Annotated in this window: 25 protein-coding genes; 14 read left to right on the top strand and 11 right to left on the bottom strand. The window is 73.5% G+C overall.

Annotation, left to right across the window (positions count from 1 at the left end; all coding sequences use genetic code 11):
* Positions 1–35: 35 nt before the first annotated feature.
* From ACBR40_RS03840 to ACBR40_RS03850, 3 genes are all read right to left on the bottom strand, one after another.
* Positions 36–1352, bottom strand: coding sequence for a LysR substrate-binding domain-containing protein (locus ACBR40_RS03840; protein WP_371247398.1), 1317 nt, complete (start codon positions 1350–1352; stop codon positions 36–38).
* 9 nt (positions 1353–1361) lie between these two features.
* Entirely contained in the window at positions 1362–2435 is a 1074-nt protein-coding gene (locus ACBR40_RS03845) for a hypothetical protein (RefSeq protein ID WP_371247399.1), read from the bottom strand.
* A gap of 1087 nt (positions 2436–3522) precedes the next feature.
* Positions 3523–4215, bottom strand: coding sequence for a maleylpyruvate isomerase family mycothiol-dependent enzyme (locus tag ACBR40_RS03850; RefSeq protein WP_371247400.1), 693 nt, complete (start codon positions 4213–4215; stop codon positions 3523–3525).
* Positions 4216–4360: 145 nt separating this feature from the next.
* Between ACBR40_RS03850 and ACBR40_RS03855 the strand changes: the two genes are divergently transcribed.
* Both ACBR40_RS03855 and ACBR40_RS03860 read left to right on the top strand, forming a co-directional pair.
* On the top strand, positions 4361–4741 hold the full coding sequence (locus ACBR40_RS03855; RefSeq protein WP_371247401.1) for a hypothetical protein: 381 nt from the start codon (positions 4361–4363) through the stop codon (positions 4739–4741).
* The gene (locus ACBR40_RS03860) at positions 4738–5178 is read left to right on the top strand and encodes a MarR family winged helix-turn-helix transcriptional regulator (RefSeq protein ID WP_371247402.1); all 441 of its coding nucleotides are present in this window, start codon (positions 4738–4740) and stop codon (positions 5176–5178) included. The genes ACBR40_RS03855 and ACBR40_RS03860 overlap by 4 nt, the downstream gene beginning before the upstream one ends.
* Before the next feature lie 10 nt (positions 5179–5188).
* On the opposite strand, the gene ACBR40_RS03865 is transcribed toward ACBR40_RS03860, so the two are convergent.
* From ACBR40_RS03865 to ACBR40_RS03875, 3 genes are all read right to left on the bottom strand, one after another.
* Positions 5189–6100, bottom strand: a complete 912-nt coding sequence (locus ACBR40_RS03865; protein ID WP_371247403.1) for a hypothetical protein — start codon at positions 6098–6100, stop codon at positions 5189–5191.
* Entirely contained in the window at positions 6097–6897 is an 801-nt protein-coding gene (locus ACBR40_RS03870; RefSeq protein WP_371247404.1) for a hypothetical protein, read from the bottom strand. The genes ACBR40_RS03865 and ACBR40_RS03870 overlap by 4 nt, the downstream gene beginning before the upstream one ends.
* A gap of 81 nt (positions 6898–6978) precedes the next feature.
* A complete protein-coding gene (locus ACBR40_RS03875) occupies positions 6979–7455 on the bottom strand; it encodes a MarR family winged helix-turn-helix transcriptional regulator (protein WP_344216206.1) in 477 nt (158 codons plus the stop codon).
* A gap of 100 nt (positions 7456–7555) precedes the next feature.
* On the opposite strand from ACBR40_RS03875, the gene ACBR40_RS03880 reads away from it, so the two are divergent.
* From ACBR40_RS03880 to ACBR40_RS03925, 10 genes are all read left to right on the top strand, one after another.
* Positions 7556–8974 carry an FAD-binding oxidoreductase gene (locus ACBR40_RS03880; protein ID WP_371247406.1) on the top strand — a complete coding sequence of 473 codons (1419 nt, stop codon included), beginning with the start codon at positions 7556–7558 and terminating at the stop codon, positions 8972–8974.
* A 63-nt stretch (positions 8975–9037) separates the two neighbouring features.
* The gene (locus ACBR40_RS03885) at positions 9038–9760 is read left to right on the top strand and encodes a hypothetical protein (RefSeq protein ID WP_371247407.1); all 723 of its coding nucleotides are present in this window, start codon (positions 9038–9040) and stop codon (positions 9758–9760) included.
* Positions 9761–9847: 87 nt separating this feature from the next.
* Positions 9848–10252 carry a GntR family transcriptional regulator gene (locus tag ACBR40_RS03890; RefSeq protein WP_344216200.1) on the top strand — a complete coding sequence of 135 codons (405 nt, stop codon included), beginning with the start codon at positions 9848–9850 and terminating at the stop codon, positions 10250–10252.
* The gene (locus tag ACBR40_RS03895) at positions 10249–11136 is read left to right on the top strand and encodes an ABC transporter ATP-binding protein (protein ID WP_344216198.1); all 888 of its coding nucleotides are present in this window, start codon (positions 10249–10251) and stop codon (positions 11134–11136) included. The genes ACBR40_RS03890 and ACBR40_RS03895 overlap by 4 nt, the downstream gene beginning before the upstream one ends.
* Positions 11133–12176, top strand: coding sequence for an ABC transporter permease (locus ACBR40_RS03900; RefSeq protein WP_371247408.1), 1044 nt, complete (start codon positions 11133–11135; stop codon positions 12174–12176). The genes ACBR40_RS03895 and ACBR40_RS03900 overlap by 4 nt, the downstream gene beginning before the upstream one ends.
* On the top strand, positions 12173–13588 hold the full coding sequence (locus tag ACBR40_RS03905) for a S41 family peptidase (protein ID WP_371247409.1): 1416 nt from the start codon (positions 12173–12175) through the stop codon (positions 13586–13588). The genes ACBR40_RS03900 and ACBR40_RS03905 overlap by 4 nt, the downstream gene beginning before the upstream one ends.
* 12 nt (positions 13589–13600) lie before the next feature.
* Positions 13601–14746 carry an alpha/beta hydrolase family protein gene (locus tag ACBR40_RS03910; protein ID WP_371247410.1) on the top strand — a complete coding sequence of 382 codons (1146 nt, stop codon included), beginning with the start codon at positions 13601–13603 and terminating at the stop codon, positions 14744–14746.
* A gap of 44 nt (positions 14747–14790) precedes the next feature.
* Entirely contained in the window at positions 14791–17718 is a 2928-nt protein-coding gene (locus tag ACBR40_RS03915) for a hypothetical protein (RefSeq protein ID WP_371247411.1), read from the top strand.
* A 192-nt stretch (positions 17719–17910) separates the two neighbouring features.
* Positions 17911–18786 carry an RIO1 family regulatory kinase/ATPase gene (locus ACBR40_RS03920; RefSeq protein ID WP_344216186.1) on the top strand — a complete coding sequence of 292 codons (876 nt, stop codon included), beginning with the start codon at positions 17911–17913 and terminating at the stop codon, positions 18784–18786.
* A gap of 73 nt (positions 18787–18859) precedes the next feature.
* The gene (locus ACBR40_RS03925; RefSeq protein WP_329577080.1) at positions 18860–19225 is read left to right on the top strand and encodes a cupin domain-containing protein; all 366 of its coding nucleotides are present in this window, start codon (positions 18860–18862) and stop codon (positions 19223–19225) included.
* Positions 19226–19261: 36 nt separating this feature from the next.
* Here ACBR40_RS03925 and ACBR40_RS03930 read toward each other — a convergent pair whose 3' ends face one another.
* Both ACBR40_RS03930 and ACBR40_RS03935 read right to left on the bottom strand, forming a co-directional pair.
* Complete coding sequence (locus ACBR40_RS03930) at positions 19262–20932, bottom strand: glycosyltransferase family 2 protein (RefSeq protein WP_371247412.1); 1671 nt, start codon at positions 20930–20932, stop codon at positions 19262–19264.
* Between the two features lie 152 nt (positions 20933–21084).
* Positions 21085–21894 carry a class I SAM-dependent methyltransferase gene (locus tag ACBR40_RS03935; RefSeq protein WP_371247413.1) on the bottom strand — a complete coding sequence of 270 codons (810 nt, stop codon included), beginning with the start codon at positions 21892–21894 and terminating at the stop codon, positions 21085–21087.
* Positions 21895–21952: 58 nt separating this feature from the next.
* On the opposite strand from ACBR40_RS03935, the gene ACBR40_RS03940 reads away from it, so the two are divergent.
* Positions 21953–22555: a TetR/AcrR family transcriptional regulator gene (locus ACBR40_RS03940; protein ID WP_371247414.1), complete on the top strand. Its 603-nt coding sequence runs from the start codon at positions 21953–21955 to the stop codon at positions 22553–22555.
* Here the strand turns inward: ACBR40_RS03940 and ACBR40_RS03945 are convergent.
* On the bottom strand, positions 22521–22970 hold the full coding sequence (locus ACBR40_RS03945) for a MarR family winged helix-turn-helix transcriptional regulator (RefSeq protein WP_371247415.1): 450 nt from the start codon (positions 22968–22970) through the stop codon (positions 22521–22523). The genes ACBR40_RS03940 and ACBR40_RS03945 overlap by 35 nt on opposite strands.
* 88 nt (positions 22971–23058) lie before the next feature.
* Complete coding sequence (locus ACBR40_RS03950; protein WP_371247416.1) at positions 23059–23661, bottom strand: TetR family transcriptional regulator; 603 nt, start codon at positions 23659–23661, stop codon at positions 23059–23061.
* Between the two features lie 107 nt (positions 23662–23768).
* Between ACBR40_RS03950 and ACBR40_RS03955 the strand changes: the two genes are divergently transcribed.
* The gene (locus ACBR40_RS03955; protein ID WP_371247417.1) at positions 23769–24569 is read left to right on the top strand and encodes an SDR family NAD(P)-dependent oxidoreductase; all 801 of its coding nucleotides are present in this window, start codon (positions 23769–23771) and stop codon (positions 24567–24569) included.
* A gap of 4 nt (positions 24570–24573) precedes the next feature.
* Here the strand turns inward: ACBR40_RS03955 and ACBR40_RS03960 are convergent, their stop codons facing one another.
* On the bottom strand, positions 24574–25473 hold the full coding sequence (locus ACBR40_RS03960) for an RNA polymerase sigma-70 factor (protein ID WP_371247418.1): 900 nt from the start codon (positions 25471–25473) through the stop codon (positions 24574–24576).
* Between the last annotated feature and the right edge of the window lie 8 nt (positions 25474–25481).

The raw sequence follows: 25481 nt of genomic DNA on the forward strand, positions 1-25481 counted from the left end.
TATCGGGGGATGGACGCGCCCCGCCCACGTGAGGTTCAGTCCTGGCCCTCGACGTCGTCCAGCAGGTCGAGCACGCGCCACAGGGCCGGATTGGCCGATCCGCGGTTCCAGATGGCATGGAGTTCCACCGGGTGCCCGCCGCTGTCGTTCTCGACCGTGAGCTCGTCGCCTTCGTCCCCGGTCATCGGATTGCCGCTGCGGCTTGCGGAAGTGGGGTTGCCGCCGCCGTGGACGAGGTCCCTGAACACCACGCCCTCGATGCCGAGGGAGCGTGCGCTTGCGGGCACGAGTGCCACGCCCCGCCCCGCGGCCACGAGCAGCACCGCGGTGAGGATCTGGTGCACCTGCTGCTCGTCCCTGGGTCGCACCGTGGACAGGAAACGGACGGTGAGCTCGTGGAAGTAGCGCGACTGTACGGGGTGATAGCTGACCATGGGCAGGCCGGCGAAGTCTTCGGGCGCGAGCGGCCTGTCGAGCGCGGCCAGCGCGTGGCCGGTGGGCACCGCCGCGCACAGCGGCTCGCGGAAGATCACTCGCGAATCGATTCCGGCCAGGTCGGACGTCGACCGGGCACGATTCACGTCGGTCAGCGGGCGGGCCGACGCCAGGTCAGACACCGGGCGAGCCGGATTCATAGGGGGACGGGCCAGATCCAGCGGGGAGGGGGAGTCGGCAACGGTCGGGGCGGGCGATGGGCGGGCTGGATCGGACGGTGGCTGGGCCAAGTCCAGGCGGGACGTTGGGTGGGGTGAGTCGACCGGCGGGCGGAACGGGCCAACACCGGACGGTGGGCGGGACGGGTCCAAGGGTGGGCGGGCCGAGCCAACGCCGGAGGCTGGGTGGGACGGGTCGATGAGTGGGCGGGATGGCCTGACGCTGGACGATGGGCGGGGCAGGTCGAAGGGTGGGCGGGCCAGGCCCAGGTCGAGTTCGCCGCGCAGGATGCCGTCCATCTGCCTGGCGGTCACCTGCTCGTGCAGGATGACGTCGACCTCCGGCAGACGCTCGGCGAGCAGGCGCAGGAGTCGGCCCAGCACGCTGATCGCCGAGACGGCGGTGAAGCCGAGCCGCAGCGTGCCGCTGGCGCCGCCGGCGATTCGGCGGGCGCGGTCGCCGGCGGTATCGACCAGCGTGAGCATCTGACGGGCGTCCTCCAGGAAGCCGCGCCCGGCCTCGGTGAGGATCACCCGCCGGTTGTCGCGTTCGAGGAGGGTCACGCCGATCGCGCGTTCGAGCTTCTGGATGTGGCGGCTCAGCGGCGGCTGCGTCATGCGGAGGCGTTCGGCGGCGCGGCCGAAGTGCAGCTCCTCCGCGACCGCCACGAACGCCCGGATCTGGTCAAGTGTCAGCATCGTCCGGCCTCAGCGTTCTGCTCGGAGTTCGGCGGCGACGGCCCGCTCGCGCAGTTGCGCCGCTTCCGCCCGAGCCGCCTCCAGCTCCGCCCGCAGTTCCTCGATCCGCGCCCGTTCCATGCGCAACTCGATCCGCGTACGGTCGAGCTCCTTGGCGACCGCTTCCGCCCGCGCCTTCTCCTCGGCCGCCGCTGCCTTGGCCGCCTGGACGGAGGCAAGGTCCCGGCCCGCCTCGGTGGCCGCCCGCTCGGCCATCAGGGCCCGTTCCAGGGCTCTTTCCCGTTCCTGTGCTGCGGCTTCCTCTCGTGCGCGGGCTGCGATCAGCTCGCGCTCGGCCCGCTCCTGCTTCTGGAGGGCGGCTTTCGCTTCCTTGCGCGCCTGTTCCTTGTCCGCCCGGTCGCGTCCGGCTTCCTTGCGGACGCGCTCGATCTCGGCTCTCGCCTCCTCCTGGGCGCGGGTCACCTCCGCGCGCGCCTCCTCGGCCCGCCGCTCGGCCAGCTCGGCCTGCCGTGCCGCCTCCTCGGCCCGCCGCTCGGCGAGCTTTGCCCGCCGCCCCGCCTCCTCTGCGGTCTGCAGCGCCTGCCGTTCGGTGCTGGCCGCCTCGCGCAGCGCGGCGAGCGCCTGCTCCCTGGCCCGTTCGGCGTCGTTGAGCGCGGTCTCCTTCTCGCTCTCCGCCTCCTCAAGGCGGACGCGCATCTCGGCCGTCTGCCGACGGGCGTGCTCGGTCGCCTCCCTCGCCAGCCGTACCTGCTCGAACGCCTGCTCACGTTCTGTACGTGCGATCGCCACCCGTGCGTGTGCCTCGGCCTGCACCGCGCTGAGTTTCGCCTCCACGCCGGCGGGGCTGAGCTCCTCGGCCAACGCCCGCGCCAGGGGCTCGATCGCCGCCGCCAGGCCGCTCTCCATCCGGTCGTACAGCTGCTCGGCCCTGGCCAGGGCGCCCTCCAGGCCAGGAGTCGCCCGGCGCAGCTCCCGGTCCCGCTTGGCCGCCGCCTGGCAGTTCTTCTCCGGACAGTAGGACTTGGGGCGTCCCCGGCCTCGACGTTGCTCGATCGGTGCTCCGCAGTGCTTGCAAGGTGTCACGACAGCTGTCTCCGAAGCCACACGCAGACCCTAGCATTTTTATTTTCCAGAAATTTAAATTCGAAAAAGGGGAGGATGGCGTGGCGGGACGGGACGGGACGGGATGACGTCGTGCTGGTGCGGCTCCGTTCAAGCTTGGGTGGCTGATGCCGACGGGGCTCGGCTGTTTGAGCAGCGTTTCTTGGGCCGCCGAGAGGGGCATCGGGTTCCCGGCCCGAGCGAAGGGCGTCGCTCCAGCTCCAGCTCCAGCTCAAGAGGCCGCGACACGGTTGAGCAGGTCACTGTTGCCCATGTCGATCTGCTGCCCGGCCAGGGTGTCGGTTGTCGGTGAGGTAGGCAGGCACGACCGGCAGGTTCGTGTTGTGGGGGTGGTGGCTGCTGTCGCTCGTCGTCTTACAGGTTGTGTCCGACTGTGACTGCTAAGTCTCCTGTAGCAGACAGCCAACGGCTTGCCGGTGTTCATAGCGCGGCTGCGAGCGTGCGAGACGGTGCTCACTGGCGAGGGCTGCGCCGGCCTGAAGCGGCGCGGAAGGCTGGGTGGGGCGCTGGGCGGGGCGAGCTGATGTTGCGCCGGCCTGCGGCCCAGCGGGATGAGTAGCCCGCCCCGCTTCTTCGCGGCGTCCGGCGTACCAGGAGGCCGCGACGAGGCGATCGCGGAGCCGGGCCGCTTGTCACGCCGAAGGTCGGCTCGCTTCACGTGGTGCTGTAACGGGCTGCCGGGGCCTGCCTGGGCCGGGTGATCTGGATCTGGATCTGGAGGGGTGGGAGCTGGCGTTGGTGGGCAGCAGATGCCGCTCGCGCGTCGGCGGACGGCTCCAGGAGCGGCGTGTCTGCCTGAGGCTTCTTCCTTGATGTCGCCGGACTCGCTGGGGAGTGAGTCAAGGTGAGGTGTTCGCGGGTGGCTTGGTGAGAGGCCGAGGAAGGGCGGGGCGGTCGTCGCATCGGTCGGCTGGTTGACGGGGTCGCCGTCGAGAGCGACCTCGTCGGCAGGGTCATCGGTGGGGTCGTCGGCAGCGACCTCGTCGGTGGGGTCGCTGTCGACGGAGGAGGGCGACGGTCTGGGCCGGCGGTGGGGGTCGGCCCTGGGTCAGGTCAGGTCGTGTCGATCGCGGAGGATTTTGACGCCGTCGCCCGTGAGTTCGTCGCAGTACGCCGTGCGCCCGGTCATCGCCATGATGAGGGCCAGCGTGCTGCCGGACACCAGCGGCCCGGAGCCGGTGGTGAAAGGGCCGTCGTCGGCGACGAGCCGCAGGCCGGCGATGCGTTTCTTGGCGGGGAGGACGAGGTCGGAGCCCTGGTAGTACTCGGCTGTGCGGGTGAGGGTTTCGATGGGGTAGTCGTGGCGGATGCCCAGCGGCCGCCGGATGTCCTCGGCGTGCACGATCGTTTCGCCCAGCATCGCCACGACCGGGAGAGGCGGTTTGGTGGTGCTCGTGATGACGCGCCGGAACCTGTCGTGCGTCTCGGCGGCGTTCGCGCCCAACTGTTCGGCCAGCCGCATGGCGACCTGCTTGTCGAAGTCGAACCGGTAGCGGATCACGCCCGCCATCCATCGCACGCTGTTGAGGCTCGCCCCCGCGATGAGGTGCGCCAGCACCTCGCGCACGGTCAGCCCGGCGCACAGCGACGGCGTGGCCCACTGCTCGTCGGTCAACTCCGCGAGGTCGGCGGCCAGGGCGGCACGCTCGGCGTGCACCAGGGGCCAGAGGTCGGCCGCGCGGCTGTTCCTGGCATTCGGCTGCGGATTCGGCGTGCCGGACGGCTTCTCGTGGTTGGTCACAACTGTCCTTGCGTGGAGTCGATAAGGGTATTCGAAGGTGAAGACTCCCGGAGTGGGGTGAAATCGTCGCTCCGCAGTGAAGCCAGTTGTCGGCAGGCGTTCCGGGGCTTCCCGAGATGTATGCGTTTCGCATAGAGTTCGAAGGATGGAATCGGTACTCGAGGCGACCATCAACGAGTGGCACGCGAGCGTGAACGACGCCGACCTGCGGCGTTCCGCGCAAGTGGTCGGCGACCCCATCGTCGTCCTGGGTCCGAAGGGCGCCGGGCCGATCACGCCGGGACAGTTCGCGGAATGGGTGGAGCGTTCGGGCATCACCCTGCGCCCGAGGTCGTGGCATCCCGTCAGCGAGCGGCTCATGGTCGTGGAGGAGGACGCCACCTGGCCGGGCAGCGGGACCGCGACCCGCGTGGCGACGGTGTTCCGGGTGGCGGACGGGAAGGTGACGGCCGCGCTGCGGCTGCCGGACCTCCGGCAGGCGCTGGAGCTGGCCTACATCTGCCGCGAGATGGCGGCCACCGAATGAGCGACCCGGGGCCGGGGCAGGTTCTGTTCGCGTTCGTACGGTACTGGTCACGCAGGCCCCAGACCGGCGATCCCGAGGTGGCCGAGCAGGGGCGGCTCGTGCTCGTCGCCGAGGCCGTCCACGCGCTGACCGGGCGCGGGGTCCCGGCCACGGTCAACGCGGTCGCCCACGAGATCGGCATCGACCAGAGCGGCGCGTCGCGGCTGGTCAGGAGCGCGAGAGAGGCCGGCTACCTGACCATGGAGGCCTCGGACACCGACGGCCGCCAGCGCAGGGCCGCGCTCACCCCGTCCGGTTTGGCCCTGCTGGATCACGCCCACGACTGGCAGGAGCAGGTCTTCGACCGGCTGACCGAGGGCTGGAGCGAACGACGCCGCCGCGACTTCCGGCAGGCTATGACGGAGCTGATGGAGCGCTCCTGCGTCCTGGACGAGTGACCCCCGCCGCTCAGGGCGGGCATTCCGGCCGCGTCCTGCGTACGGAGAACTCCAGGCGCAGCGACCCGTCGGCGGGCAGGGCTATCGCGCGCGCCCACGGATCGCTCGCCCAGCAGGCGGGCAGGAGAAAATACCGCTGGTTGGAGTGGATCAGCAGGCGCAGGCCGGTGTAGCGGTAGCGGTACATGGCCTCGGGGTCCGGCAGCGCCGTCTCCTTGATCCCCGGGCCCTCCAGGTGCAGCCGCCTGGCCGCGTACACCACCGTGCTGGGCATCCCCGCGGAGTCCACCCGGTACTGCAGGGCGGCCTCGGCGCCCCGCCGCTGCGCGTACAGGGTGACCGCCCACAGCAGCAGGACCAGCAGGAGCGCCGCGCAGGCCGTGCGGCGGACGAGCTGGTCGGCGGGGGAGCTCGCCGGCCGCGGACGGATCCGCCGGCGCAGGGAGTCGCCGTAGACGAGGGCGAACACGCCCAGCCCCAGGCAGAAGGGCACGACGTAGAACCGCGTTCTCCACCAGCCGGCCAGGGCCACGATCCCCACCGCGACGCTCACGACCCCGAGCACGGCCATGACCGTGATCACCCGCGTCGTCGCCGTACGGTGCCTGTCCGCCGACCGGACCAGCCACCGGTGCGCCGTGGGCGCGATCAGAGCCAGCACCAGGAGCAGGATCAGCGGCTCTGTCGCCGGCGCGACGCTGCGCAGCACGTATTCCTGGAACGACAGGCCCAGCATGCTCTGCTCGATGCCGAGACCGGCGTACATGGTGTTGGCGCGGACGGCCCCGACGTACATCATGACGGCCGCGACGAAAGTGGTGGGCGTCACGACGTGGGCGAGGACGCTCCAGACGCGGCTGAGGTCCTGGGCCGGCCCGATGTCGTCACCTTCGGAGGCGTCTTCGGGCGGCGCTCCGGTCACGACTCGTCCGGCGCCGGGCCGTGGTCGGTGTCCGGCTGTGTGGGGCCGCCGTCGCCGGGAGGCTGGACCGGTTCCTCGGGGGACGGCGCGGAGGGACCTCCCGTGCCGGGCTCGGGCCCGTTCGAGGAGGACGACGACGAGGGGGCGGAGGACGGCGACGAGGACGACGACCGCGTGCCGGTGGGCGGCAGCGTCGCACAGTCCGGGAGGGTGGCGGGATCGGCGGCCACCGAGCACGCGTCCCTGAGGAATTCCGGCGGCAGCCCGCCGAGGCGTTCGAGGGCGGCGCGGGCCCGCAGGGCGGTGGCGCGGTCGCCCTCGGCGGTGGCGGCCACCAGCAGTGTGTGGTTGAGCATCCGCAGGCCAGGCCGGAGCATCTGGGGGTGCAGGTCGGAGCTCTGCTGCTCCGCCTGAAGGGCGTCGTGGTACGCCTCGCCCATCAGTCCCTGGTTCGCCTTGGCCGCCGCCCCGCAGACCTTGGCGATCGCCTTCGTCTCGGGTGAGCTGTCGCCGGAGGACGCCGCGCGGCCCATCCTCTCCGCCGTGCCCGCGAAGTCGCGGCTCTGACCCATCCGCTGGCAGTCGAGCCCTACCTGGACGGTCGCTTCTGGGAGATCGCCGCTGTCCTCCTCGGGGACGAGCTCCTCGTCGGGGGTGATGACCGGCCGGGCCCGCAGCGGGGCGCCAGGTCCGGCCTCTCCCGCGCCGCCCGCCCCGGACCCGCCGTCGCCGCAGCCGCCCGTCAGCGCCAGCGCGGCCGCGAACGCCGCCACCGCGGCAGGCAAGGTCCTCCGCACCGTTTCCTCCGATGGCTCGCCGGTGTCAGAACCAGCTCGTACCTCGCGGGAGCGGGCGCCACTCCGGGCAGGGTGCACCGATCACCGTACGCTGCCGATTTCTTGCCGCCGGGCGTCGCCCGGCTCGACCAGGCGGGTGAGCAGGTCGATCAGGTGCTCGCGGTCGGCCGGGGGCAGCGGGGCGAGGAACTCCTCCTGGGCGGCGGCGATCAGCCGGTCGAGCTCGACGAGCTGCCCGCGGCCGGCCGGGGTGATGGTGATGATGTTGCGCCGCCGGTCCTCGGGGTCGGGCGCGCGCTCGAGGCAGTCCCGTCCGGCGAGGTCGTTGACGACCGCGACCATGTCGCTGCGGTCGATGCCGGTACGGCGGACGAGACCGGCCTGACTGGCCGGGCCGTACTCCTCCAGCGTGGCGAGCAGCGCGTAGTGGTAGCGCCGCACGCCGGCCTGGGCGAGCGCCCGGTCCACGATCCGGTTGGCCGTCAGCGCCGCCTGGTTCGCCAGCCTGCTCGGCAGGCCGCGCAGCCGCCGTGGCGGCGCTTCCTCGGGGATGTTCACGGGCGCCAATCTAGCAATCGTTGGACAGACCCACGATTATCTGCGATCGTTGGTCCAACCAATGTTGGACCTACCAACAGATTGACGAGGGATCAACGACATGACCGACACCGCCGAACGCCGCGACCCCGGGTGCGTGAACCTGGGCGCGCGCGTCCGTGGCCGCACGCTCTATCCGGGCGACGAGGGCTTCGAGGAGACCTGTTCGGGCTGGCTGCTGACGGTCGAGCACCGGCCCGCGGTGGTCGTGGAGGCCGCCGACGCGGGCGACGTGGCCGCCGCCGTACGGTTCGCCGCCGACACCGGACGCCCGGTCGCCGTCCAGTCGACCGGCCACGGCGTGTCCGTCCCCGCGGACGGCGCCGTCTTCATCGCCACCGGGCGGCTGCGCGAGCTGTCGGTGGACCCGGACGCGGGAACCGCGCGGATCGGCGCCGGCCTGCGCTGGGGCGAGGTGCTCGCCGCGACGGCCGAGCACGGCCTGGTGCCGCTCTGCGGCTCCTCCGAGCAGGTCGGCGTGATGGGATACCTGACCGGCGGCGGGCTCCCGCTGGCCTGCCGCACGTACGGCTTCGCCGCCGGCCACGTCCGCTCGCTCGACGTCGTCACCGCCGACGGCCGGCTCCGCACCGTCTCGCCGGCGCGCGAACCCGACCTGTTCTGGGCGGTACGCGGCGGCAAGAGCAACTTCGGCGTCGTGGTCGCCGCCGAGATCGAGCTGCTGCCGCTGCGCACCGTCTACGGCGGCGGGCTCCGCTACCCGGTCGAGGACGCCGGGCGGGCCGCCCACGTGCTCCGCTCCTACCTGGCGTGGGCCAAGGAGCAGCCGGAGGAGATGTCGTCCTCGGTGACGCTGATGCGCTTCCCCGACGCGCCGCAGGTGCCCGCGGAGTTCCGCGGCCGTTCGCTCGTCCTGGTGCGGGTGGTCTGCACGGGGGACGAGGGGCGGGCGGAGCGGCTGGTGGAGCCCCTGCGCGCGCTCGGGCCCGACGAGGACACCTGCCGCGCGATGCCGTACCAGGAGATCACCGGCATCTACCAGGACCCCAGGAACCCGGTCATGGCGCACCTGCGCAGCGCTCTGACGGACGAGCTGGACGAGGAGGCCGTGGCGGAGCTGGTGTCGTTCATCGACCCGGCGGCGCCCGGCGGGCCGTTCCCCGGCATCGAGCTGCGCCACCTGGGCGGGGCGCTCGACCGGCCGCCCGCCCGGCCGCACGCGGTCAGCACCCAGGGCGCGGCCTTCCATCTGTGGCTGCGGATGCCCGCCCCGCCCGAGCGGGCCGACGAGGTACGCAGGACCGCCGACGAGGTGCTGCGCCGGCTGCGGCGATGGGACACCGGCGCCCAGCTCCCGGGGTTCCAGTTCGACCACGACGCCGACCCCGCCCGGGTCGGACGTGCCTACACCGAGGAGACCTACCGGCGGCTGGCCGCGCTGAAGGCGGCCTACGACCCGGACCACCTCTTCCGGATCAACCACACCATCGCGCCGCGGACCGCCGAGGGGATTGCGTGACGCCCACGGGGTAGCTGCCGTCCCGTGGAGGCAGTTGCCCGTACCGACGCCAAGGAGCAGCCCATGCGACAGCCGTGGACCTCACTCACGAGGTCAGGACTGGCCGCGGCCTTCGGCACGGCGGCCCGCCTCCGGCGCGGGAGGCCGCTCCACACGTCCGGCCTCGTCCTCGACGCCCACCTGCGCCTGCACGGGGCGCCGGAGCCGTGGGGGGTGCCCTTCCTCGACCGGCGGATGGACCTTCCGGGCATCGCCCGGCTGTCCCGCTCGGTCGGCGTGCCGCCGCCGCTTCCCGACATCCTCGGCCTCGCGCTCCGCTGGGAGCAGGACGACACCACCGCCGACCTGCTGCTGGCCACCACCGGGCGCACCGCGCTCGGCAGGCGGCTGCTGCGGCCCGCGACCCGGTGGACGGGGCTCTACGGCTCCCTGTTCCCGTACCAGGCGGGGGAGCGGCGGGTGCTGCTGGGCGCGTTGCTGCACACACCGGTACGGCTGCCCGCCACGCTCGACGCGCTCGCCCAGGTCGTCGAGCACGGCCCGCTCACCGTGGCGCTCCTCGCCGCCGCCCCGTCGGGGCCGTGGCGGCCGTTCGGGCAGGTGCGCCTGTCCGCGCCGGCCCTTGAGGACGCGGAATATCCGACGCGCTTCAACCCGATCCGCCACCCGATCGCGGGGCTGCCCCCGGCGAGCTGGCTCAACGACGTCCGCGACGCCGCCTACGCCTCCGCGCAGCAGGTGCCCGACCTGCCGGAGAAGTCCCGCGACCTCAGCGGCGTCGCCTAGCGCCTCTCCTGACCGGCATCAAGCCTGTACAGCGTTCCTTATGATCCCTTAACATCTGGGATCCTAAAGTGCTAGCAGGCTAGATAAATGGAGAAGCCGGTGATCGAGTTCCACTTGGACGCCAGGTCGGGTGTCTCGCCGTACCTGCAGCTGGTCCAGCAAGTACGGCACGCGCTGCGCCTGGGCGTGCTGCGCGAGGGCGACCAGATGCCGACCGTCAAGGAGGTCGTGGCGCACCTGGCCATCAACGCGAACACCGTCCTGAAGGCCTACCGGGAACTCGAGCACGAGGGCCTGGTGGCGGCCCGGCCGGGGGTGGGGACGTTCGTGACGGCGACCCTCGCCGACGCCTCGCTGGCCGCGCACGGCCCGCTCCGGCAGGAGCTGCGGCGCTGGCTGGACAAGGCCCGCCGCGCCGGCCTCGACGACGAGAGCATCGAGGCCCTCTTCATGACCACCTTTCGGACCACCGCACAGGAGGACATAGCGTGAACGCCGTCCTGGAGGCCCACGGACTGGGCAGGAGATACGGCAGACGCTGGGCGCTGCGCGAGTGCACCCTCGACCTCCCGGCGGGCCGCGTCGTGGGGCTGGTGGGTCCCAACGGGGCCGGCAAGACGACCCTGCTGAAGCTGGCCAGCGGCCAGCTGGAGCCGACGGCGGGCACGATCACCGTGCTGGGCGGCCGTCCCGCCGGCGGCCCGCCGCAGCTCGCCAGGGTCGGGTTCGTCGCCCAGGACACCCCCGTCTACGCCGGGCTGAGCGTCGCCGACCACCTGCGATTAGGCGAGCGGCTCAACCTCCGCTGGGACGCCGCCCTGGCCCGCGACCGGATCACGGGGCTCGGCCTCGACCCCGCCCAGCGGGCGGGCAGACTTTCGGGCGGCCAGCGCGCCCAGCTCGCCCTCACCCTGGGCCTGGCCAAACGGCCCGAGCTGCTGATCCTGGACGAGCCGGTCGCCTCGCTCGACCCGCTGGCCCGCCGCGAGTTCCTGCAGGGGCTGATGGAGGCCACGGCCGAGCACGAGTTCAGCGTGCTGCTCTCCTCCCACCTGGTCTCCGACCTGGAACGGGTGTGCGACTTCCTCATCGTGCTCGTCGACTCCCGCGTCCAGGTCGCCGGGGAGGTCGACCGGTTGCTGGCGACCCACTACCGGCTCACCGGCGCGCGCCGCGACCCCGACCGGTTGCCTGCCGACCAGCACGTGGTCAGCGCGCGTCACACCGCCAGGCAGAGCACGTACGTGGTCCGCACCGACGGCCCCATCCACGACCCCTCCTGGACGGTCACCCGGCTCGGCCTGGAGGACCTCGTCCTCGCGTACATGGACAAGACCACCGTGGACCGGCGGGTCGCCCTGGAGGTGCGGCGATGATCTGGCTGACCTGGCGCCAGTTCCGCGGTTCGGCCGCGACGACGGCCGCCCTGCTCGTCCTGCTCGCCGTCGTCCTGGCCCTGACCGGCCCCGGCCTGGCCTCCGACTACTCGGCCGGGATCGCGGCCTGCGCCCAGGACGGCACCTGCGACCGCTTCTACGACCGTTTCTTCGGCGGGCACGAGACCGCGTTCGTGGCCCTGACCCTCGTCGTGCTGCTCCTGCCCGCCCTCGCCGGGCTCTTCTGGGGAGCGCCGCTGATCACCCGCGAGCTGGAGGCGGGCACGCACCTGATGGTGTGGAACCAGGGCATCACCCGCAGCCGCTGGCTGGCGGTCAAGCTCGGGCTCATGGGCCTGACCGCCGTGACCTTCGCCGGCCTGTGCGGCCTCATGGTGACCTGGTGGTCCGACCCGCTGGACAAGTCGGCCGCCGAGAACCTGGCCCTGATGGCTCCGCTGGTGTTCGGCGCGCGCGGCATCGCCCCGATGGGGTACGCGGCCTTCACCTTCGTCCTCGGCGTGACCGCCGGCATGCTGGTACGCCGCACGCTGCCCGCCATGGCCGTCACCCTGGCCGTCTTCGCCGCGTTCCAGATCGCCATGCCGCTGCTGGTCCGGCCCCACCTGATGCCCCCGATCACCTCGACCTTCGAGCTCGGCCCGACGAACGTGGACAACCTCGGCATCAGCCGGGACCAAGGCGGAGAAGTGCGGATCCAGCTGAAGTCGGCCGTCCCCGGCCACGCGGGCGCCTGGGTCCTGTCCGCCGACCTGGTCGACGCGTCCGGGCGTACGGTCGGCGCCGGCGGCGAAGGCGCCGCCAAGGTCTCCACCACGTCGGGCCCCTGCGCGCCGTCGGCGGCCGGCGGGGACGGCTGCATCGCCGAGATCAACCGGCTCGGCTACCGGCAGCAGGCCACCTACCAGCCCCTTGAGCGGTTCTGGCCCTTCCAGTGGATCGAGACCGGGATCTACGCCCTGCTCACCCTCGGCCTGTCGTGGCTCTGCTTCTGGTGGATCCGCAGGCGCCTGTCATGACCGCCGTCAGGATCACGGCCGCCGCGCTCGCCCTCGCGGCGACGGCGGCCTGCACGGCTCCGGCGCCGCCGCGCGCCCAGGTGAGCACGGCCGGCACGGTCTGCGCGGCCCCCCGGAGCGCCCCCGCCCCGGAGACGGCCACCACGATCGACGTCATCGAGCAGGCCTACTACTGCATCCTCGGCAACTACTACGGCGGCCCCACGCTGGACGCCCGCCCGCTGCTGAGCGCCGGGTTCGCCGCCCTGACCCAGGAGCTCAACCGCGCCGGCCGCGACCTGCCCGAGGCGGGCATGCCGGCGTTGACCGGCGACCGCGAGAGCGACTGGACCGCCTTCGAGGCCGCCTACCGCAGAGTCACCGACCAGGTGCCCGGCCTGCGCGACAGGCTGGCCGTCGTCACCCTCGAAGCCATGGTGGCCGCCCTCGGCGACAACCACGCCCGCTGGACGCACGACGTCGAGCGGCCGCCCGACGCCTACGACGGCGACGGCTACGGCCTCGGTCTCCTGGCGAACGTCAACGGCCCGCAGGTGGACGGCAACCCCGGCGTCGCCCTGCCCCCGCTGTTCGTCACCGCCGTGCAGGGCGGGGCGGCGCGGGCGGCCGGGCTGCGTCCGGGCGACATCATCGAATCCGTCGACGGCTCGGCGCCCTTCATCGACGGCAAGGCCACGCCCGCGATCGCCGCCCTCTATCCGGCGTACCCGGAGGCGCGCCCGGTCCGGCTGCGGCTCCTGCGGCAGAGCACCGGCCGCCGCTGGAGCGTGACGCTCGAACCCGGCCTCTACCAGCAGGACCTGGCCGCCCTGCAAGTGGTGCGGTCGAAGCTGCTCGACGACGACATCGCCTACGTACGGCTGCGCGGCTTCGCCCCCGACTCCGCCGACCGCGTCTTCAGGGCCGTCGCCCGATTGCGCGCCGGCCGGACCCTGTCCGGCGTCGTGCTGGACGTACGCGGCAACGGTGGCGGCAGCCCCGCGGAGGCGACCCGGCTGGTGAGCGCGTTCGGCCACGGCAAGGTCACCGCCTACCAGTGCGCCGCGGACGCCACGTGCGCGACCACGCGGACCGACGACACCGTCGAACTGCTCGGCCTGCCGCTGGTGGTGCTCACCGACCGCGGCTGCGCCTCGGCGTGCGAGCACTTCAGCTCCGCGGTCAAGGACCTGCGCCTCGGCCGGCTGGTCGGCACCAGGACGGCCGGGGTGATCTCGGGGCCGGCGGAGCCGTACCTGCTGGCGGACAACACCCTCCTGAGCTTCCCCGCCAGGCACCACCTGGGCCCGGACCGCGAGGTGATCGACCGGATCGGCGTGCCGCCCGACCACCACGTGCCCCTGACCCCGCAGGACGCGGCCGCCGGGCGCGACCCCGCGCTCGCCAAGGCCCTGACCCTGCTGCACGAGTGAACGGACCTCCCGATGAGACAGATCCTCGCAGCCGCCGCGGGACTGGTCGTCCTGGCCGCGTCCGCCTGCTCCGCGCCCACGCCGCCCCGGTCCGCCGTCCCGTCGGCCACGCCGGCCGGCCCCGCCACCCTGCCCGCCCCCACCGGCGCCCACCGGGTCGGCACCACCGCCCTGTACCTGAAGGACGCCTCCCGCCCCGACCCCTGGAACCTCGACGCCGACGCCAGGGAGCTCAAGGTCACGCTGTGGTACCCGACCGAGCAGCGGGACGGGCGGCGGGCGGCGTACATGACGCCGAAGGAGTCGGAGCTCACCCTGCGCGGGCTGGGCGTCGCGGGCGTGCCTGACGACACGCTCAGCAGGACGCGCACCAACGCCGTCGCGGACGCCGCACCCACGGGCGGGAAACGGCCGCTCGTGGTGCTCTCCCCGGGCTTCACCAAGCCGATGAGCACGCTCACCTCCCTGGCCGAGGACCTGGCCAGCCGCGGGTACGTCGTGGCCGGCATCGACCACACCTACGAGAGCCACGCCACCACCCTCCCCGGCGGGCGGGTCGCGGAATGCCTCGCCTGCGACAGCGACAGCGACCCGGGCTTCGGCGCGGGGCTGGTCGCGGTACGGGCGGCCGACGTCTCCTTCGTGCTCGACCAGTTGCCGGCGAAATGGGATGGCGCCGACCGGATCGACCGGTCCCGGGTCGCCATGGTCGGGCAGTCGATCGGCGGGGCCGGCGCCCTGGCGACCATGGTGAAGGACTCCCGCGTACGCGCCGGGATCGACATGGACGGCACCACCTACGCCCGCATCCCCAAGGGCGGGCTCTCCCGGCCGTTCCTGTTCCTGGGCTCGCCGCAGCACGTCCCGGGCGGCCGCGACACCTCGTGGGAACGCGACTGGAAGCTGCTGACCGGGTGGAAACGCTGGCTCGTGCTGGCGGGCGCGGAGCACCAGTCCTTCACCGACGGCCCGCTGCTGTCCGGCGCTCTCGGTGTCACGCCCGCCTCCGGCGTCCTGCCCGCGGCGCGCGCCGCCGAGCTCACCCGCACCTACGTGGCGGCCTTCCTCGACCGGCACCTGAAGGGCGAGCGGCAGCCCCTCCTGGACCAGCCGTCCGCGCGCTACCCCGAGGTCACGTTCTGCCCCACGACCTGCTGACGGCGCGGACGCGGATTGTCGGAGATCATCTCTAGGGTGCTGCCATGACGTGCCCCCCTTCTTGCGCGCGGATTCGCGAGCGCGCCGTCGCCCGCGACGCGCGCGGCCTGGCCGACCTCGTGATCGCCCTGTCCGACGCCGAGCGGGCCGAGACCGCCCGGCACCTGCCCGACCTGCGCGACGAGCTGCGCGGCTTCGGCGGCTACGGGGAGCTGCTGCGGATCGTGGGAGCCGGCGTGCTGTCCGGCCCCGCCGCGACGGCCGCCTGGCTGACCCGGCGCGAGTTCGCCGACCCGTGGCCGAGGCTGGATGAGCTGGCCCGGGTGCTCGCCACGCGCCCGGCCGGCTGGCAGGCCGACGTGGCCGCCCGTCTCGCGAGGAAGATCCGCACGCCGGACGACCGCGACGTCCCGCTGGCGCTGGCCGTGCTACGGGCCACCGGAGCCACGCCGCCCGAGCACGACCCGCTCGTGACCGCCTGGCTGCGCACCCGCCCGGCCGACGACGACCCGCTGCTCGGCCCGCTGCTGCCGCGGATCTTCGAGGCCGAGGGCGTGGGCCGCGAGCTGCGCGAGGAGCGCCTCACCCCCGCCCCCACCCCCTGGCTGTCCCTGATCGGGCGGCTGCTCGCGGCCGGCCGGGTGTCGCGGGCGGAGCTGCTGGACGGCTGCCTGCGCCGCTTCCTGCGCGGCGGCGACGGCATCAGCCTGCGCTTCTTCGTCCGGCTGCACGAAATGCTCGACCCTACGCCGCAGGAGGCCGCCGCCCGCACCCGTGACTACCTGCGGCTGCTGCCCGTCGCGCCCGGCCCGGTCGCCGAGCTGGCCCTCGCCCAGCTCCGCCGCGGCGGCCCGCTGGAGCCGGCCGACACGGCCGAGGCGGCCGGCGCGCTCACCTTCCGCGCGGAGTCCAAGCTCGCCCTGGGCGGCCTGCGCCTCGTCGAGGGGGAGACCGACGGCGCGACCGGGCATCCGTACGCAGCCGAGCTGGCCGCCGCCCTGGCCACGGCGTTCGGGCACGCCTCCTACGAGGTGCAGGGACGGGCCGCCAGGATCGCGCTCAAGCGTGCCGCCGCCCTCGCCCCGGCCGGCCAGATTCTCGCCGAGGCGGTGCCACTGCTTCCCGAGGCGCTGGGGGTGCGGGTGGCCGGCCGGTTCGGCGGCGAGGCGGCGCGGGAGAAGCAGCCCGAGGCGTTCACGCCGCCGCCGCTGCCCGCGCCCGCCGCGCCCGGGCCGTTTCCTGAGCCGACGCTGGACGTGTGGGAGAGCGTGCACACGTGGGTGGACGGGGAGCGGTGGCTGGCGGCGTTCGTCCGGCGGGCCGCCACCGATCGGGAGGAGCTGCGGCGCACGCTGGCCGGGCAGTTCGGCGGCGGCCACCCGCAGGTGCACTCCCAGGAGTCCTGGGTCGAAGTCAGCGACTGGATCGGCGCCCTGGCCGCGCAGGTGACGGACCCGGAGCCGGAGCCGGAGCCGACGTCCGCCTCCGCCGGTCCGGAGCCGACGTCCGCCTCCGCCGGTCCGGAGCCGACGTCCGTCTTCGCCAGGCCGGAGCGGGCCGTCGGCGCGCCGGAGCAGGCCGCCGGCGGGCTGGAGCAGACCATCGGGGAGCTGCTGGAAGCGGCGTGGAGCGGCGCCGTGCGGCTGCTCGGCCTCCACCCGTCGGCCGGACGAATGGACGGATCGAGGGGCGGACCGGCGGTTGGATGGATCCTCGAACCGCTGGCCGGACCGCTGGGCGGGCCGCTGACCGGAGCGCTGGGCGGGTCGATGGCCGGGCCGATGAGCGGGCCGTCGGCTGGGCTGGGGGCCAGGAGTCAGCCGAGCCTGCCCCCGGCGGACGAGGTCGCGCCGCCCCACCTGTTCCTGCTGCGCCGGCTCGACGAGATCCACCGCGCGCTGCGGGCCGGCACGCTGCCGCCCGTGCTGCTGGCCACCCCCACCCTGACCACCGGCCACCTGGACCCCGCCGTCCTGGTGGAGCGGCTGGCGGAGTGCGCCGCCGTGGGCGCCGCGCCGCTGCCCGCCGACCTGGCGCAGGCGCTGCTGCGGCTGCCCCGCGGCCGCCACCCCGAGGCGGCCGGGCAGGCCGCGCGGATCGGCTCGCCGGCCGCCGCGACCGCCGCGCGCTGGCTGGCCGAGGGCGGGCTGCGCGACCCGGAGACGCACGTACGGTGGTCCTACCTCGACGGCGCCACCGACCGTTTGTTCGACGAGCACGAGCCGGCCGAGCGGCCCTACCAGATCCGGCTGCGGCCGGTGCTGCGCGCCGAGCCGACCGGCCTCGAAGCGCTCGACGAGCTGCTGACCACCCGGACCCGCTGGAGCTGGTTCCGGTCCCGCGGCCTTCTCCGCTGGTGGCCGTCGCTCCTGCCCTCGCATCGCGAGATCGTCGCCGCCGACTACCTGCCCGACATCCTCCATCCCGGGGTGGCCGCGCGGTGGGTGCGGAACCTGGCCGACGCGGACGGGCCCGCAGGGGAGGCGATGGCGCTGGTCCTGGCCTGCCAGGTCGCCAGGGCGGAGCCCGAGGCGGCGGCGCTGCTGGTGCGCATGGCCGCCAGGGGCGACCTGCCGGCCGAGGAGGTGGGCGCGCAGGTGGCGCTGCTGCTCCGACGCACACCGCACTACCAGCAGCGGCCGATCGTGGGCGTGCTCGCCGACGCCGCGCGGCAGGGCGCGTACGAAGCCGTCTGGCGGCTGCTCACCCGTCTGCTGCCCGCGCTGCTGCCCGCCCCCGGTGAACGGGCGCGGGTCGAGCACACCGAGGCCGTGACCCTGGCGGCGGACGTCGCGGCCTGGGCGGGGGCACGCGGCCCGATCCCGGAGGTGTCGGCGTACGCGACGGCGGGCGGCAGGAGCCGGTTCGCCCGCGCCTGCGCCCGCCTGCACGACCAGCTCCGCCACGGCGGTCCGGCCGCTCGCGGCCGGGTTCACGAGGGCGAGGAGGAACCGGTCGCCGGTGCTCGTTAAATGCGTTGCCGGAGAAGCGGCGGCTGCGGAATACTGCGGGCGAAGCTGATCGCCTGTCGAAGGGAGGGTGAGACCGTGACGACGACTGTTCGCGTGCCGTTTTCCGCGTCCCCACACCTTCCCGCCGGGCGTCCGCCGCTGACCTGACTCGATCGGCACCCCGGTGGGCCTCACATCTGGAGCATTCCCACCGTGCCGAAGCACTCGCAACACCGCCGCCGTGGCAAGCACGCCCTCGACGCCGACGACATCGCCTGGCTGGAGAGCACGCCCGAGACGGCGTCCGACGACGGCCCTCCCGAGGGTGATCGCTGGTCCACCTGGGACCAGAGCACGCCCACGGAGAAGGGGCCGCGCCCGTACCCCGGCTGGCTGGTCACCGAGCTGGCCGCCGTCGACACCGAGCACGGCATCCTGAAGACCGGCAAGGAGGCCGACGTCCACCTGATCTCGCGGGGCGTGCCGGGCACCGACCGGGTCTGCCTGCTGGCGGCCAAGCGCTACCGGTCGGCCGAGCACCGCCTGTTCCACCGCGACTCCGGCTATCTGGAGGGCCGCACGACCCGCGAGAGCCGGACGAACCGCGCCATGGCCAACCGCACCGCGTTCGGCAAGCAGATGATCGCGACGCAGTGGGCGGTGGCGGAGTTCGGGGCGTTGTGCCGGCTGTGGGAGCTGGGGGTGCCGGTGCCGTACCCGGTGCAGATCCTCGGCACGGAGATCCTGCAGGAGTTCGTCGGGACGCCCGACGGCTACGCGGCGCCGCGCCTGGCCCAGGTCTCCGAGGGCCTCGACGACCTGTGGAAGCAGCTCGTCGAGGCGATGGTGACGCTGGCGGGGGAGGGGCTGGCGCACGGCGACCTGTCCCCGTACAACGTGCTGGTCCGCGACGGCAGGCTGGTCATCATCGACCTGCCCCAGATCGTGGACGTGGTCGCGCATCCGGCCGGGCCGTCGTTCCTGGACCGCGACGCGCGCAACATGGCCACCTGGTTCGCGGCCAAGGGCGTCGCCGGGGCCGACCCGGAGACGCTGGCGGCGCTGCTGCGCCGCGAGGCCCGCATGTGACCGCTATTTGCCCAGGTCCTTCCCCGTACGGGAGTTTGCCGATGAAAGACTGGAAGGGACGGAAGGAGGCATCATGATCGAGGTCAAGAGCATCGAGAAGCCCGACGAGCGCCGCGACTTCCCGAAGGGACATCTGGAATTGTGCAGTCTGTCCGGGCTGAGCTTCGCCGTGGCCACGTTCGAGCCCGGCTGGCGCTGGTCGGAGTCGGTCAAGCAGATCGTGGGGACCAGCTCCTGCCAGGTCCGTCACCAAGGGTTCGTCGTCCAGGGCCGGATGCGGTGGCACATGGACGACGGCGCGGAGGCAGAGGCGGGACCGGGCGACATCTTCGTCTGCTCACCTGGGCATGACGTCTGGGTGGTGGGCGACGAACCGGTCATCCTCTACGAATTCGCCGGAGGAATGGCCGACTACGCCCGCGCGGCCGGCGACTGCTGAGATCAGCCGCGCGGCCGGCGACCGCTCCAGCGGGAGTCAGCCGCGCGACCTGCGGCCCAGCGCGCGGCGCATCCTCCTGGACAGGACGGCGCGCATGCCGCGCTGCTGGTCGAGCCGGCGGTCGCGCTGCGCCGCGTGCACCTCGCGGCGCAGCGCGCCCACCTCACGGCGCAGTTCCACCGTGCTCCTGCGCCAGCGCGCCGCCTCGTCACGCCACTTGGCGACCTGGCCGCGCAGCCGTTCGGCCTCGCCGGCCAGCCGCGCCGCCTCCGCCTCGGCCCGCACCCTGGCCTGGTACGCCGCCCGCCGCCCCAGCGGCTCGACCGGCCCCTCGGTGAACCCGTACGCCTCGCCCGTCACCCACCGCACGCCGGAGACGTCCGCCACGGCGTCGTCCAGGTCCTCGCCGGGCCGGACCACGAGCCGGGCGCGGGCGAAGGCGGACACCCGTTCCAGCCGGGCCGCGACCACGCCCTCGGGTGACTCCCGCAGCAGCACCTGGACCAGGCCCAGCCCTTCGGCGCGGGCCAGGTCGAGCAGCTTGGCCACGCCGTCCTCGCCCGGCGCCCAACCGGCGGGCAGGCGCAGCACGAACGGGACCGACGGGTCCACCTCGGCGGCGGTCGCCAGGCGCACCCGGGGTTCGTGCTCGTAGTGGCCGTGCACCAGGACCAGGTCCAGGTCGGGGTCCTTGAGCGGGGCGCGGCGGTCACGGTCGAGCCGGTCCCAGGGGCCGACCAGCACCACCGACAGGTCCGCGACCGTGGAGGCGAGCAGGGCGTCCACGGCGGTGCGGACGGCCTCGTAGCCGGCCGTGCCGTCCAGGACCGCGGTCACGTACGGCACCTTCCACCGTCGCGCCGGATGCGTACGCAGCCACTGGTAGGCGGGGATGCGGTCGGCGACGAAGGCGTGGCTGACCCGGTCGACGCGCTGCTGCTCGCGCATCCGCATGGTCGGGCCGAGGTGGTAGGCGCGGGCCCGCGGCTCGGGCACGAACACCGCCCCCGCCTGCGCCAGCCGGTAGCCCATCTCGGTGTCCTGGCCGACGACCAGGTCCTCGTCCATGGGGCCGGCCGCCTCGATCAGACGGGCGCTGACCGACGTGGCCCCGCCGACGTGCAGGCTGAACGGCCGCACCGGGTTGGCGGTGAGGCCGTCGGTGCGCTCGACCAGCCCGACCAGCCAGGCGTGCGGCAGGGCCGGCTCGAACGCCGCCTCCAGGTCCTCCGGCAGCGTGTCGGGCAGCGGGACGGAGGTGAAGCGGATGTACCCGGTGACCGAGAGGTAGGGGGCGGCGTGGTGCCAGCGCATGTGCGCCTCGATCGCGCCCGGCGTGAGCACCACGTCGGAGTCGAGCCAGTGGATGACGTCGCCGGTGGCCTCGGCGAGGCCGGCGTTGCGGGCGGCGGCCCGGCCCGGCCGGTCGCAGCGGATGAGGCGGGCGGCCGAGTCCCCGGGCAGGCGCAGCGGCGGCGAGCTGCCGTTGTCCACGACGATGATCTCCGTCAGCTCCGCCGGGTACGTCTGCCGCGCCAGCCCCCGCAGCACCAGATCCAGCTTGTGCTGCGCGCCGTACGCCGGGATGATCACGCTCACCCGCAGCTCGGGCACGAAGTCCTCGGGCGGCTGGAGGACCCGGTAGTCGTTGCCGCGCACCCGTCGCACGTCGTCGCCGACGGTGGTTTCGAGAGAAGAGACGGACATGCGCGCGAATGCTCCTTGATCGTCAGGCCGGATGGACGGGCCTCACCCTAGGACGCCTACCTGGGAGAGAACCCGGCCCGGCGATCCGTGCGCATCACGTCTTCGCAGGTCAGAGCTGCCAGAATGCGCACAGGAAACGCGCAGGTCGCCGCTCAGGACCGGAGTGTCGCGGCGACGGCCAGCGTGGTGAAGGCCGTGGTGAAGCCGCCTCCGGCCGCGTCCACGGCGGCTCCGACGTCCTCCAGCACCCGGGTCAGGTCGTCCGGCCGGAGCCGGGTGAGACCGCCGGTGGTGGGCAGCAGGTCGAGCCATTCGGCGCGGGTGTAGTGGCGTTCTCCGTCGAACCGCCACAGCTCGGGCTCGGCGAACGCGCCCGCCTGCCGGATGCCGTCGGCGAACCTCTCGAACATCTGCCGGTAGACGTCCTGGGCGTCCTTCGGCGGGCCGGCGACGGCCGGTGCGCCGGGCAGCACGCGGCGCAGCGCGCCGGCGAGCGCCTCCGCGATCGGCGGCGGCGCGTCGTACACGTGGGCGAACGCGGCGAGCAGGCCGCCGGGGCGCAGCACCCGCGCGGCCTTGGCGGGGCCCGCGACCGGATCCACCCAGTGCCAGGACTGGCCGGCCACGACCGCGTCGAACGTCCGCCCGGCGGCGTCCCATTCCTCGAACGTCGCCACCTCGACCTCGACGCCGGTGCGGCGGGCGAACGCGGCCATCCGCGCGTCCGGTTCGACGCCGAGCACCGTGCGGCCGGCCGCGAGGAACTGCCGGGCCTCGATGCCGGTGCCGCAGCCGACGTCGAGGAGGTCGGGGCCGGGGCTCGCGGCTATGATCCGCTGGATCAGGGCGTCCGGATAGGCGGGGCGGGCGCGGTCGTAACGTTCGGCGTCCACCCCGAACGATTCGGCCGTCTGCCGGGCCTCATGAGGCTCCTGCGGGGTTCCCTGAGTTAAAGTGGGCATGCGCCCACCATAGTGGGCGCTCGCCCACTTGTCGAGCGTGCGAGAGGGAGAACGGGCGATGCCGACGGGAGTGGCGCTCCGCGATGTGCGGCAGCAGTTGTTCGACGCCGCGGAGCGGGTCCTGCTCAGGGACGGCGCGACCGGGCTGACCAGCCGGGCCGTCACCGACGAGGCCGGCGTCGCCAAGGGCGTCCTGCACCGGCACTTCGCCGACTTCGACGCCTTCCTCGCCGACCTGGTGCGCGAGCGCGTGCGCCGGCTCGCCGCCGAGGCCGCCGACCTGCGCGCGGCCGCCGGGCGCGGCACCGTCGCCGGCAACCTCACCGCCGCGCTGATCCAGCTGTTCGACCCGGTCGCGGTGTCGATCGTCGGCCTCGTCATCTTCCGCGACGAGCTGCGCGCCCGGCTGCGCCAGGACCGTCCGGAGGCCGGTGTCCCGGTCCTCGCCGAGGCCGCCGCCATGATCGGCGGCTACCTCGCAGAGGAGCGCGCCATGGGGCGGATCGCCGCCGACGCCGAGGTGGACGCGCTCGCGCTCTCCCTCGTCGGCGCGGGGCACCTGCTCTTCGCCGACCGCGACGGCGCCGCGCCGGATCCGGAGGGCGTCGAGAAGGTCGTACGGGCCGTCATCGCCGACGTGGTCCAGCGCCGCCTGCTGTGACGCCGCCCCGGGCCTCCAGGTTGGCGGCCATCCGCTGGAGCATGCGTACGGTGCCGGCGTACTCCTCCTCGGTGAGACCCGTGAGGAACGCCGAGCGGATGCCGTGCACCTTCTCCTGTACGGTGGCGTGCCCGGTCAGGCCCTCCGGCGTGAGGGCGTGGCGGCCCTCTGCGTCCTCGGTGAGCCAGCCGCGCCGGGTCAGCTCGCCGGTGACGTCCTCCAGGGTGATCGCGCCGGGCTGCCAGAAGGGGCGCAGTGTCTCCCGGAGGCCGCTCGCGGTCTGCGGGGCCTGGCGGAGCACGTTCAGCACCTGCCAGTGCCGGCGCGTGAGACGCTCCTCGTCGAGGACCCGTTCGGCCTCGGCCTCGATGAGCCGGTCGAGGTGCTTGAGCCAGTAGCCGATGGGGCGATCCATGGCGTATGCCTTTCTGCATAAACATGTCTTATTACAAGTATATGCTCAAGTGCTACGCCAGAGCGCCCAACCCTGGCGGCCCGCCAAGTCAAGGAGCGACGGGGGCGGTGGCGAGACGGCGGGCGGCGGCGATCACCGCTTCGCGGCGGCGGGCCAGCGCCGCCTGGTCGCTCTCCTCGCCCAGCATCATCCGGCACATCCCGGGCACCGCGAAGTTCCAGGAGATGAGCCCCATGATGGTGAAGAGCAGGTCCTGCGCGGCCCGTACGCGTTCCTGCTCGGGCAGGTGAGGGGCCACGCTGTCGGCGAGGCCGCACACCTTCTCCCGGAACGCGACGCGCCGCTCCGTCTCGCTCGCGCCGAGCCCACCGTCGCGCGTCTCCAGCGCCTCCCACAGCAGCAGCCGGATCAGCTCGGGATGTTGCTGGTGCCAGTCGAAGATCTGCCCGACGGAGTCGGCCACCGCGTCGGGATCGATGGACATCGCGACGTGGACCTCCTCCAGCTTCGCCCGCAGGACGGCGGCGAACAGCTTCTCCTTGCCGCCGTAGTAGAGGTAGATGGCCTGCTTGTTGGCCTTGGCGGCGGCGGCGATCCGGTCGACCCTGGCCCCCGCCAGCCCGTGCTCGGCGAACTCGGCGGTGGCGGCCGCGAAGATGCGCCGCTTGGTGTCCTCCGCGTCATAGGCCATGGACGAATTAAACCATCGGGTTGACTCACTCCCTCGCAAGCGGCAGGATCGGGACCGGAAATAAAACAACCAGATGGTTTATTTCTCGCCATCCAGGAAGGCATCCCATGTCCACTGGCACCACCGCACCCGCCCCCGTACGCTCACCGCTGCCCACCGGCCTCGCCGGCGCCACCGCCGTCCTCATCGGCGCGAGCTCGGGCATCGGCCTCGCGGCCGGCGTCCTGCTGCGTTCCGTCGGCGCGCGTGTCGTCCTCGTCGGACGCGACCCCGGCCGGCTGAAGGCCGCCGTCGCCCGGGTACGCGAGGCGGGCCGGGACGAGGACCCCGACGACGCCGTGGTGGCCGTCGCCGGCGACGGCGGCGACGAGCGCACCCTCGACGAGGCCTTCGACCGGGCCGGGCGCACCGACCACGTCCTCGTCACCGCGGGCGGCATGGCCGGCGCGGGCCCCGTGAGCGGGGTGTCGCGCGACGGCCTCGGCGCGCTCCTCGACACCCGCCTCTGGCCCGTGTTCGCCGCCGCCCGCGCGGCCGCGGCCCACCTGCCCGCCGGAGGCTCGCTCACGTTCAGCTCGGGAACGCTCGTCGTCCGCCCCAGGCCCGGGATGAGCGCGCCGCTGTCGCTCGCCGGCGCCGTCGAGACCCTGACCAGAGCCCTCGCCGTGGAGCTCGCCCCGGCCCGTCAGCGCGTGAACGCCGTACGCTTCGGCATGATCGACACCCCGCTCCTGCGCTCGATCCCGGGCATGGACTCCGACGAGGGAGTCGCCGCCGCCGGGGCGGGCATGCCGCTGGGCCGCGTCGGCACCGCGGAGGAGGCCGCCGCCTCCGCCCTGTTCCTCATGGCGAACACCTACGTCACCGGCCAGGTCATCACCGTCGACGGCGGCGCCACCCTGGCCTGAGCCCTCATCGGCTGACCGGGGTCTCCCGCTCGACGTGCGACAGCTTCTCGGGGTTGCGCACGGCGTAGAGGCCGGTGATGAGGCCGTCGTCGATCCGTACCGTGAGAACGGTGCTGATCGCGCCGTCGATCCGGAAGATCAGCGCCGGATGGCCGTTGATCTGCGCCTGCTCCAGCACGGCCGGCGCGTCGGGCGTGCGCAGCCTGGCCACCAGCGCCGCCACCTGGTCGGGCCCGACCAAGGGGGTCAGCGCGGCCTTGGCGACCCCGCCGCCGTCGCCGAGCATGACCACGTCCGGGGCGAGGATGCCGAGCAGCCCTCGCAGGTCGCCGGTCTCGACCGCCCCCTGGAAGGCCGCCAGCGCATTCCTGATCTCTTCGGGGGACGCGCTGCCGCGCGGCCGCCGCGCGGCGACGTGGGCCCGCGCCCGGTGCGCGATCTGCCGGACCGCGGCCGGGGTCTTGCCGACGGTCTCGGCGATCTCGTCGTAGTCCACGGCGAACACCTCGCGCAGCACGAACACCGCCCGCTCGGCCGGCTGCAGCGTCTCCAGCACCAGCAGCATCGCGGTCGAGACGCTGTCGGCCAGCTCGACGTCCTCGGCCACGTCCGGCGAGGTCAGCAGCGGCTCGGGCAGCCAGGGGCCGATGTAGGACTCCCTGCGCCGGCCGAGCGTGCGCAGCCGGCCGAGCGCCTGCCTGGTGGCGATCCGCACCAGATAGGCGCGCCGGTCCCGTACGGTGCCGAGGTCCACGCCCGCCCACCGCATCCAGGTCTCCTGCAGGACGTCCTCGGCGTCGGCCGCCGAGCCGAGCAGCTCGTAGGCGACGGTGAACAGCAGGTTCCGGTGCGTGACGAACGCCTCGGTCGCCGCGTCCAGCCGGTGCTCGCCGCCTGTGCTCATGGTCGCTC

This window comes from Nonomuraea sp. AD125B (assembly GCF_041402765.1).
Lineage (GTDB): Bacteria > Actinomycetota > Actinomycetes > Streptosporangiales > Streptosporangiaceae > Nonomuraea > Nonomuraea bangladeshensis.

What these genes read in the sequence shown, in the direction of transcription:
- ACBR40_RS03885 (WP_371247407.1), top strand. Translation starts at nt 9,038, where the DNA reads ATGCGACAGCCGTGGACCTCACTCACGAGGTCAGGACTGGCCGCGGCC.
- ACBR40_RS03935 (WP_371247413.1), bottom strand. Translation starts at nt 21,894, where the DNA reads ATGCCCACTTTAACTCAGGGAACCCCGCAGGAGCCTCATGAGGCCCGG.
- ACBR40_RS03880 (WP_371247406.1), top strand. Translation starts at nt 7,556, where the DNA reads ATGACCGACACCGCCGAACGCCGCGACCCCGGGTGCGTGAACCTGGGC.
- ACBR40_RS03860 (WP_371247402.1), top strand. Translation starts at nt 4,738, where the DNA reads ATGAGCGACCCGGGGCCGGGGCAGGTTCTGTTCGCGTTCGTACGGTAC.
- ACBR40_RS03915 (WP_371247411.1), top strand. Translation starts at nt 14,791, where the DNA reads ATGACGTGCCCCCCTTCTTGCGCGCGGATTCGCGAGCGCGCCGTCGCC.
- ACBR40_RS03925 (WP_329577080.1), top strand. Translation starts at nt 18,860, where the DNA reads ATGATCGAGGTCAAGAGCATCGAGAAGCCCGACGAGCGCCGCGACTTC.
- ACBR40_RS03890 (WP_344216200.1), top strand. Translation starts at nt 9,848, where the DNA reads ATGGAGAAGCCGGTGATCGAGTTCCACTTGGACGCCAGGTCGGGTGTC.
- ACBR40_RS03900 (WP_371247408.1), top strand. Translation starts at nt 11,133, where the DNA reads ATGATCTGGCTGACCTGGCGCCAGTTCCGCGGTTCGGCCGCGACGACG.
- ACBR40_RS03910 (WP_371247410.1), top strand. Translation starts at nt 13,601, where the DNA reads ATGAGACAGATCCTCGCAGCCGCCGCGGGACTGGTCGTCCTGGCCGCG.
- ACBR40_RS03940 (WP_371247414.1), top strand. Translation starts at nt 21,953, where the DNA reads ATGCCGACGGGAGTGGCGCTCCGCGATGTGCGGCAGCAGTTGTTCGAC.
- ACBR40_RS03840 (WP_371247398.1), bottom strand. Translation starts at nt 1,352, where the DNA reads ATGCTGACACTTGACCAGATCCGGGCGTTCGTGGCGGTCGCGGAGGAG.
- ACBR40_RS03945 (WP_371247415.1), bottom strand. Translation starts at nt 22,970, where the DNA reads ATGGATCGCCCCATCGGCTACTGGCTCAAGCACCTCGACCGGCTCATC.
- ACBR40_RS03950 (WP_371247416.1), bottom strand. Translation starts at nt 23,661, where the DNA reads ATGGCCTATGACGCGGAGGACACCAAGCGGCGCATCTTCGCGGCCGCC.
- ACBR40_RS03905 (WP_371247409.1), top strand. Translation starts at nt 12,173, where the DNA reads ATGACCGCCGTCAGGATCACGGCCGCCGCGCTCGCCCTCGCGGCGACG.
- ACBR40_RS03930 (WP_371247412.1), bottom strand. Translation starts at nt 20,932, where the DNA reads ATGTCCGTCTCTTCTCTCGAAACCACCGTCGGCGACGACGTGCGACGG.
- ACBR40_RS03955 (WP_371247417.1), top strand. Translation starts at nt 23,769, where the DNA reads ATGTCCACTGGCACCACCGCACCCGCCCCCGTACGCTCACCGCTGCCC.
- ACBR40_RS03960 (WP_371247418.1), bottom strand. Translation starts at nt 25,473, where the DNA reads ATGAGCACAGGCGGCGAGCACCGGCTGGACGCGGCGACCGAGGCGTTC.
- ACBR40_RS03855 (WP_371247401.1), top strand. Translation starts at nt 4,361, where the DNA reads ATGGAATCGGTACTCGAGGCGACCATCAACGAGTGGCACGCGAGCGTG.